The following is an 8,260-nucleotide window of genomic DNA, read 5'->3' on the forward strand; positions in this document are numbered from 1 at the left end:
CTAATCCAGGTACAAGTTATTCGGGGGGAAGTTTAATAGCGTGTGGAATTATCAGCAACAGCGACGCTAAAGCGTCGTTTTGTATTACGGGTAGTAGTGGCAAATATACTTTGCCGGGTACATGGCGTTCGTGTGGAATTGCATCGAGTTCTTCTGAAGGTCTGGCTGGGACTAATTTGGGTTACTATGCAGGCATTTTTCAGCGAATCTCATAAAAGGAGATTGTATGAACATTGAGGTCATTCAGGCTCCTGAGTGGGCGAATAAAGAACATACAGCGAGTAATTGTAGTGTTAAATTTGCAGAGTTTGATGAGTTTCTGCCGTTCACTGCATGCCCGAATGATTTTGAGGAGCATGGGCGCCGTATCTACAGCGAGCTTGAATCAGGAAAGTATGGACCTGTCGCCCCTTTTATTGTGACTGACAAGATGGTGGAGGATTTACGAAATCAGAAACTGACTGAAATCAGCAACTGGCGTGACGTTCAGGAAAGCGCCAACATTATTTTTGAACTGGACAATCGCCGGTGGGATGGAGGCAAAGCGTCGCAGGAGCGCCTTGCGCCCGTGGTTATGGCTGGCAGCTCAGGACAGTTACCGGAAGGGTTCTTCTGGACGGATGCGGATAACCACGATGTTCCGGTGAATTTTGCGTTCCTGCAACAGCTTGAGGCGGCGATGATGCAGTCAATGGTGATGCATGGCTTCAGAATTCACGAACGGCAGAGGCAGATGAAATCGGAGGTAGCGTTACTTACAGATATTAATGCAATTGCTGAATATCCAGTTGGCTGGAGTGAGAGGAAGTAATGTGCTGGTTTACCTTTCTAAACATCTAAATTGTATTAGCTCAGATTTGACATGACACAGTTATGGCACAGACCTGAACCTAATCTGACAGGCAGGTCTGTGCCAAGAGCGGACGTTGCTGATATCACAATGTGTTAATCAATGGGGAGCAGGTCATCATAATGTCATGGGTATCGCTGGTGATATGATCTCAACACACGGCAATTATTATTTAATGATTTTAAAAAGTTCATTGTAGCTACGGCCTTTAAATATTTCGAACTGATCATGGTAATCTGAATAAGCGCTAGCCATCATTTCGATATAACTATCCCATGATGACTCAGGAACCCCCCTTTCCCCACGCTCTAATTTATCAATTAAAATATAAACGATATTGAATCGTGCAACAAGATCTGAATGGGTGGTAATGAGATTAGTTAGAAGATCTGAATGATTAGGTTCAATGTTCCACAAGCCAAAACTATTCCGGATTGCAAATAATTCAAATTGTAGCTCTTTTGACTTAGAAAGAAACTCCCTCCCACTTGTGATGAGATGCATGTAGAGTATGGGATCCTCGCTTTTTATTCTTGGTCGTATAGGAAGAAGCGCCTGATAACATTGATGATTTAAGTCCTTTGATCGAAATACACTGTCGATGAACAATGTAGTTCTCTCGAAAGCCTTTTCTGATTTTTTTATTTTAATCCATTCATTTACCTTTGTTAATGCATAAATCGCCAGTCCAAGTGTTATCGTTGAAACTGTTGCAGTAATCGTTGATGGTTCAATTTTTTTAAAAAACCAGATATCAATCCATGCAAAAGAAACTGAGCCGAGATACATAAACAACATGTGACTCGCGAAATATTCCCAGACACCTTTTAAGTAGCTTTTCATACAAATCCTTAACGTTTTCATCATTATATTTTATGGTGGTCGTTCTGATAGTATCGGCATAGTTCAGAAATAGTTGATACTTTTATGCCCTAAGGGTATGAAAGGCGAAAAAACCTTGCTCATGATATAAATAGTTTCAGTCGCCACTTTGGAAGTTATCCTTTAAATTGGCTACTCTGCCCCTTAACTATTGATGACCACGTGCAACTTCCGCTCTTCGCTCTCAGCGGACCTTTAGCCCTGTTACCTAGTCCGCTTCGTGCCAATAGTGGATGTTGTTAAGCTTATACAAAGAACAACGTTATATTTTGTCCTGATTGACACGGGATGAAAGCTCCTGATGGCTCTCTTTTCGCTCGCTGTAACGATCCGCAAGATAACTGGTTTGCCCCTTAAGCAGCAGAGTGATTTTAAACAGCTCTTCGGCTACATCGACAATGCGGTCATACCAAGACGAAGGTTTCATTCGTCCGTTTTCGTCGAACTCTTGCCATGCCTTGGCTACGGAAGACTGGTTGGGGATCGTAAACATCCGCATCCACCGGCCAAGAATACGCATCTGGTTCACTGCATTGAAGGACTGTGAACCTCCGCAAACCTGCATTACCGCAAGTGTTTTGCCCTGCGAAGGACGAACTGCGCCTTCACTTAGTGGTATCCAGTCAATCTGCGCCTTCATAACTGCGCTCATAGCTCCGTGCCGTTCCGGAGAACTCCACACCATCCCGTCACACCATCTGACCAGACTGCGCAGCTCGGTGACTTTAGGATGCGTATCTGGCGCATCATCCGGCAGGGGTAAACCTGAGGGGTTAAATAGTTTTACCTCCGCGCCCATCGCCGTCAGCAGGCGACCAGCTTCTTCCGCTGCAAAGCGGCTGTAGGAACGCTCTCTAACTGAACCATATAGGATCAGAATCCGTGGCGGCTCGTGCATGTGCAGGCGTTCGGCGATGTGTTGAGCAAAATATTCATGATTCAAGGCTGGAAATTGTTCCATTTTTCTACTCCGGAGAGATCAGATGATTTCAAATTTAACATATATGATTTACCATATGTATATTCTAAAGGGAACGGAGTGAAAAATGCTACAACCTGTTCAGCTTTTTAAAATCCTGTCGGATGAAACCCGGCTCGCCATCGTCATGATTCTCCGGGAGTCAGGAGAACTGTGCGTCTGTGATATCTGCGCAACCATTTCAGAATCGCAGCCCAAAGTCTCGCGACATATGGCTATCCTTCGCGAGGCTGGGCTGGTTCTTGATCGTCGTGAAGGCAAATGGATCCACTATCGTTTGTCACCCCACATACCGGCATGGGCAGCTGAGACAATCACGACGTCCTGGCAGTGTATGCGGGAGGATGTGCGTGAATGGCTGAATAAATCAGCCTGCACCTCCTGCTGAAAAAAGAAAACACATTTACAAAATCATATATAACGGAGTCTGAGATGTTTTTGGCAGGGAGTATATTTTTACTGACGCTGATACTGGTGATCGGGCAACCCAGAGGCTTGGGCATTGGCTGGAGTGCGAGTATCGGGGCTGTGCTGGCGCTGGTAACCGGTGTCATCCATATCACTGATATTCCCGTTGTCTGGAATATCGTCTGGAACGCGACAGCGGCATTTATTGCGGTCATTATCATCAGCCTGCTGCTCGATGAGGCCGGCTTCTTTGAGTGGACCGCACTGCACGTCTCCCGCTGGGGTAACGGGCGTGGTCGCCTGCTGTTTACCTGGATAGTGTTGCTCGGTGCCGCTGTCGCTGCTTTGTTCGCCAATGACGGCGCCGCGCTGATCCTGACACCAATTGTGATTGCGATGCTGCTTGCAATGGGATTCAGCAAGGGCACAACACTGGCCTTTGTGATGGCCGCAGGATTTATAGCAGATACGGCCAGCCTACCACTCATTGTTTCTAACCTGGTGAATATCGTCTCGGCGGACTTTTTCGGTCTGGGCTTTACACAGTATGCCTCCGTTATGATCCCTGTAGATGTGGCAGCGATTGCGGCCACACTAGTCATGCTGCATCTCTTCTTCCGCAGGGACATTCCGGCGACGTATAACGTTTCGCTGCTGAAGACGCCTGCCAGTGTGATAAAAGATCCGGCAACGTTCAGGATGGGCTGGATTGTTCTGTTATTGCTGCTTGCAGGTTTCTTTGTTCTGGAGCCTATGGGAATCCCGGTCAGCGCAATAGCGGCTACTGGCGCAGCAGTACTGTTAATAGTGGCGAAAAGAGGTCATGCCATCAACACAGGAAAAGTCCTGCGTGGTGCACCATGGCAGATCGTTATTTTTTCGCTGGGCATGTACCTGGTGGTCTATGGCCTCCGCAATGCAGGGCTAACGGAGTATCTGTCTGGAGTGCTAAACCTGCTGGCAGAAAAGGGGTTATGGGCAGCAACGTTTGGCACCGGCTTCCTGACCGCGTTCCTGTCGTCGGTGATGAACAATATGCCAACAGTGCTGATTGGCGCGCTGTCGATTGATGGGAGTACGGCGACTGGCGTCGTCAAAGAGGCAATGATTTATGCCAACGTGATTGGCTGCGATTTAGGCCCGAAAATCACCCCGATTGGCAGTCTGGCAACCCTGCTTTGGCTGCATGTGCTTGCCCAGAAAAATATAACGATTACCTGGGGATATTACTTCCGCACCGGCATTATCATGACTCTGCCCGTGCTGTTTGTCACTCTGGCCGCGCTGGCGTTGCGGCTCTCCATCACTTTGTAATGAGATACAGATATGAGCAACATTACCATCTATCACAACCCTGCCTGCGGTACTTCTCGCAACACGCTGGAGATGATCCGCAATAGCGGCAACGAACCGACGATAATTTATTATCTTGATACGCCACCGACCCGTGATGAGCTGATCAAACTTATTTCAGATATGGGAATTACGGTGCGTGCATTACTGCGTAAGAATGTTGAGCCTTATGAACAGTTGGGTCTTGATGAAGGGAAATTTAGTGATGAGCAGTTGATTGATTTTATGCTTCAACACCCGATCCTGATTAACCGGCCGGTAGTAATTACGCCGCTTGGCACTCGTCTTTGCCGCCCTTCAGAAATAGTGCTGGATATTCTACCGGAAGATCAGAAAGGAGTGTTTACCAAAGAGGATGGCGAGAAGGTCATTGACGAAGCGGGTAAACGGGTTAAGTAATCTGCCCACTTCAAAATATCGGACGCCTGTTAACGCTATGCGGGCGTCCGCACCTCGCTCAAAGCAGACGTTTTCCCCTGTCGCATCGTACATTAACGCATAGTTTGGATTAACTCTGGTCCTTGGTTCTTAACATTCCCGACGGCACGCGTCACGGCGTGCCATAAAAATTTATCAGCGGACACGGAACCGTCAGCTACAATCTCCTCCGCTTCTTTCCCTCCAACATTCTGCCTCATCCATTCGCGAGCAGCATCTGGTGACAGTACCAGTGGCCGCCTTTCGTGAATATCTACCAGTCCTTTATCGGCAGCAGCCGTCACTATCAGAAACCCTTCTGCTTCATCTCCACGTTCAAATGGTGTGCTGCCAATTGCCGCCATGAATATTGGTTGACCATCGGCTTTATGAATGAAGTAGGGCTGCTTCTTGTCACCTTCCTTTTTCCACTCAAACCAGCCATCAGCAAAGCAAATTGCGCGGCCATGCTGCCAGAGTAGTTTAAACATTCTGCTGGTGGCCGCAGTTTCAGATCGTGCATTAATTAGCGGCGGCTTATCCCACCATCCTGGAGCATATCCCCATAGAACCGGGTCAAGGTGCAACTGTTCATCACGTTCGCTAAGCAGCAGAACTTTTGTGCCTGGCGCAACGTTGAATCGACCTATTGGTTCTGGATCGTATGGGATGTTGAGTTCGACTGCTTCAGCGAGCAGGGCGAGATAGTCCTCGCGTGTCATTGACTGTGAAAATCGTCCACACATAGAAACCTCCAGCCAACTGTCAGACTGAAAGTATAGGATATTGGCTGACACGAGAGGATTTGAACCTCCATACCACTAATATTCCATTATGGCTTATAGCTTCTCGAAGTTGCTAAATGGCCGATAGACCACTACCCATTTTTACTTTTTTGGGGGCAAATTTGGGGGCAAAAATCAGTTTGGGGCATGATTTGGGGCGATGAAATGGCTTACATTGCCCGCAATTGTCCAAGACGGTTTTTTATTAACTGGTTGATTTTATGATAATTAACTGTATTTGCTGAATTTACAAAATCAATTTTATAGTCTAACGCTGATTATGTGGCTGTGGGGATAAACATTTAATAAACCGGGGGGGAAGGGATAATCTCGCAGGCAATAAAAAAGCCGGAAACGCTGATGCTTTCCGGCTTACTACGATATGAACGGAAGGCCGGAACAGGCGTAAGCAAGCTCCAGCATCAAACAGATTACTTCAGTTCATCAACCATGGTGATGGCGCGACCAATATAATTGGCAGGCGTCATTGCTTTCAGGCGAGTTTTCTCTTCTTCCGGCAGCGCCAGACCGTCGATAAACTGCTTCATACCTTCGGCGTCAACGCGCTTACCGCGGGTCAGCTCTTTCAGCTTTTCGTACGGCTTCTCAATACCGTAGCGACGCATCACGGTCTGAATCGGCTCTGCCAGAACTTCCCAGTTATGGTCCAGTTCATCCAGCAGATGATCGCGGTTCACTTCCAGTTTGCTCACGCCTTTCAGCGTGGACTGATAGGCGATCAGCGCATAGCCAATACCTACGCCCAGGTTACGCAGAACGGTAGAGTCAGTCAGGTCACGCTGCCAGCGGGAGACCGGCAGTTTGCTCGCCAGGTGCTGCAGAACCGCGTTAGACAGACCCAGGTTACCCTCGGAGTTTTCGAAATCGATGGGGTTAACTTTGTGCGGCATGGTGGAAGAGCCGATTTCACCCGCGATGGTTTTCTGTTTGAAATGGTTCAGCGCCACGTAACCCCAGACATCGCGGTCAAAGTCGATCAGGATGGTGTTGAAACGGGTGATGCAGTCAAACAGCTCGGCAATGTAGTCGTGCGGCTCAATCTGCGTGGTGTACGGGTTCCACTGGATGCCCAGCGAGGTGACAAACTCTTCGCTGAACTGATGCCAGTCAACTTCCGGGTAAGCAGCGATGTGGGCATTATAGTTACCGACTGCACCATTGATCTTACCAAGAATTTCAACCTGGTTGAGCTGACGATACTGACGCTCCATACGGTAAGCCACGTTAGCCATTTCTTTGCCTAGCGTAGACGGGGTGGCTGGCTGACCGTGGGTACGGGAGAGCAGAGGAATATCGCGATACTGTACAGACAGATCTTTCACCGCGTCGATAAGCTTACGCCAGTACGGCAGAACCACTTCGTCGCGTGCGGTTTTCAGCATCAGCGCGTGAGACAGGTTGTTGATGTCTTCTGAGGTACACGCAAAGTGGATAAATTCGGAAACAGCATGCAGTTCCGGGATATCCGCCACTTTCTCTTTCAGGAAATACTCAACTGCCTTCACATCATGGTTGGTCGTACGCTCAATGGTTTTGATGCGCGCAGCATCTTCTTCATTGAAGTTAGCGACGATCGCATCAAGGAAACCGATTGCGTCGGCAGCAAAAGCAGGAACTTCCTTGATCGCTGCGTGCGCGGCCAGTTTTTGCAGCCAGCGTACTTCAACCTGTACACGGAATTTCAGCAAACCGTATTCGCTGAAAATCCCGCGCAGCGCGCTGACTTTATCGCCGTAGCGTCCATCGACAGGGGAAACGGCGGTCAGTGAGGATAATTCCATAGATCACAACTCCGGGGTTAAATGAGCAAGAATTTGTTTTGCCTGAGTCGTCAGGCGATTACGAGAAAACATGAGTTGCAGACGGCCTCCACCAACCTGATGCCAGAGCACGGCAGCACGGATGCCAGCCAGCAGCGAAGCGCGTACTTTAGCCTGTACTTGTGGGCTCTGAAGGATGGCCGGGGAACCCGTGACCTGAATACGCGGGCCGAGTGGGCTGATGACGTCAACATAAATGCCAGCCATCGCACTCATCAACGTTTCTGACTGCAAATCAAAATGGTCCAGCTGGCGCTGCAAGCCGCTAATACGGTCTCCCAGCGTGTCCATAGCGCCTTTGGCCGCTGACAGCTTACGCTCCAGCACCATCAGGCTTAGCGTATAGCGGGTGAGTTCCGCATTCAGTCCCTGACGACTGCTGGCGTTCAGCACGCCAAGCAGCGTTTCAAGGCCAAGACGCAGGTTGGCTTCGCTGCCGCCAAACACGCCCAGCGTAGAGCTGGGATTCATGTCGATGACACTGTTCAGTGAAACGTGTAATGCATCGGCATCACAATGCCCCTGGTGCGCCAGTTCCTGCACCAGGCGTGCCGACTGACAAATGCCTGCCAGGGCGAGGGTGATGTCATAATAATTCTTTGCCACGTTCACTGCTTCCTTGTATCAAATGTGTAAGTAATTATACCGGCAGAGGCAATCGTTGTTCGATAATGCCGCCGCCGAGGCACACTTCGCCATTGTAAAAGACAGCCGACTGACCCGGCGTGACCGCCGCGACTGGCTC

10 protein-coding genes are annotated in these 8,260 nt (G+C 48.9%); 4 read left to right on the forward strand and 6 right to left on the reverse strand.

The window, feature by feature from the left end:
- The first annotated feature begins 226 nt into the window (after positions 1–226).
- A complete protein-coding gene (locus FDW94_RS21555) occupies positions 227–811 on the forward strand; it encodes a DUF4376 domain-containing protein (RefSeq protein WP_137378230.1) in 585 nt (194 codons plus the stop codon).
- Positions 812–1,018: 207 nt separating this feature from the next.
- Here the strand turns inward: FDW94_RS21555 and FDW94_RS21560 are convergent, their stop codons facing one another.
- Complete coding sequence (locus FDW94_RS21560; RefSeq protein ID WP_137378231.1) at positions 1,019–1,693, reverse strand: hypothetical protein; 675 nt, start codon at positions 1,691–1,693, stop codon at positions 1,019–1,021.
- A 301-nt stretch (positions 1,694–1,994) separates the two neighbouring features.
- On the reverse strand, positions 1,995–2,693 hold the full coding sequence (arsH, locus tag FDW94_RS21565) for an arsenical resistance protein ArsH (protein ID WP_103771363.1): 699 nt from the start codon (positions 2,691–2,693) through the stop codon (positions 1,995–1,997).
- Between the two features lie 85 nt (positions 2,694–2,778).
- Between arsH and FDW94_RS21570 the strand changes: the two genes are divergently transcribed.
- Genes FDW94_RS21570 through arsC form a run of 3 tightly spaced genes read left to right on the forward strand, consistent with a single transcriptional unit; the run spans position 2,779 to position 4,871 of the window.
- Positions 2,779–3,099: a transcriptional regulator gene (locus FDW94_RS21570; protein ID WP_103771362.1), complete on the forward strand. Its 321-nt coding sequence runs from the start codon at positions 2,779–2,781 to the stop codon at positions 3,097–3,099.
- A 44-nt stretch (positions 3,100–3,143) separates the two neighbouring features.
- Positions 3,144–4,433 (forward strand): arsenic transporter, encoded by a 1,290-nt coding sequence (locus FDW94_RS21575; protein ID WP_103771361.1) that lies wholly within the window; start codon positions 3,144–3,146, stop codon positions 4,431–4,433.
- 12 nt (positions 4,434–4,445) lie between these two features.
- Positions 4,446–4,871, forward strand: a complete 426-nt coding sequence (arsC, locus tag FDW94_RS21580; RefSeq protein WP_137378232.1) for a glutaredoxin-dependent arsenate reductase — start codon at positions 4,446–4,448, stop codon at positions 4,869–4,871.
- 92 nt (positions 4,872–4,963) lie between these two features.
- On the opposite strand, the gene FDW94_RS21585 is transcribed toward arsC, so the two are convergent.
- The 4 genes from FDW94_RS21585 to FDW94_RS24630 form a co-directional block, all read right to left on the reverse strand.
- Positions 4,964–5,635 (reverse strand): SOS response-associated peptidase, encoded by a 672-nt coding sequence (locus FDW94_RS21585; protein ID WP_137378233.1) that lies wholly within the window; start codon positions 5,633–5,635, stop codon positions 4,964–4,966.
- A gap of 470 nt (positions 5,636–6,105) precedes the next feature.
- Positions 6,106–7,476: an adenylosuccinate lyase gene (gene purB, locus FDW94_RS21590; protein ID WP_137378234.1), complete on the reverse strand. Its 1,371-nt coding sequence runs from the start codon at positions 7,474–7,476 to the stop codon at positions 6,106–6,108.
- Between the two features lie 3 nt (positions 7,477–7,479).
- Positions 7,480–8,121 (reverse strand): high frequency lysogenization protein HflD, encoded by a 642-nt coding sequence (gene hflD, locus FDW94_RS21595; RefSeq protein ID WP_003832401.1) that lies wholly within the window; start codon positions 8,119–8,121, stop codon positions 7,480–7,482.
- A 34-nt stretch (positions 8,122–8,155) separates the two neighbouring features.
- A partial coding sequence (locus FDW94_RS24630) for an aminomethyltransferase beta-barrel domain-containing protein (RefSeq protein WP_249358679.1) occupies positions 8,156–8,260 on the reverse strand: 105 nt, incomplete at its 5' end.

Source organism: Citrobacter sp. wls757, assembly GCF_005280935.1.
Taxonomy (GTDB): Bacteria; Pseudomonadota; Gammaproteobacteria; order Enterobacterales; family Enterobacteriaceae; genus Citrobacter; species Citrobacter portucalensis.

Excerpts from the sequence above, each read along its gene's own strand:
- FDW94_RS21555 (WP_137378230.1), top strand. The coding sequence starts at position 227 with ATGAACATTGAGGTCATTCAGGCTCCTGAGTGGGCGAATAAAGAACAT.
- FDW94_RS21560 (WP_137378231.1), bottom strand. The coding sequence starts at position 1,693 with ATGAAAAGCTACTTAAAAGGTGTCTGGGAATATTTCGCGAGTCACATG.
- arsH (WP_103771363.1), bottom strand. The coding sequence starts at position 2,693 with ATGGAACAATTTCCAGCCTTGAATCATGAATATTTTGCTCAACACATC.
- FDW94_RS21570 (WP_103771362.1), top strand. The coding sequence starts at position 2,779 with ATGCTACAACCTGTTCAGCTTTTTAAAATCCTGTCGGATGAAACCCGG.
- FDW94_RS21575 (WP_103771361.1), top strand. The coding sequence starts at position 3,144 with ATGTTTTTGGCAGGGAGTATATTTTTACTGACGCTGATACTGGTGATC.
- arsC (WP_137378232.1), top strand. The coding sequence starts at position 4,446 with ATGAGCAACATTACCATCTATCACAACCCTGCCTGCGGTACTTCTCGC.
- FDW94_RS21585 (WP_137378233.1), bottom strand. The coding sequence starts at position 5,635 with ATGTGTGGACGATTTTCACAGTCAATGACACGCGAGGACTATCTCGCC.
- purB (WP_137378234.1), bottom strand. The coding sequence starts at position 7,476 with ATGGAATTATCCTCACTGACCGCCGTTTCCCCTGTCGATGGACGCTAC.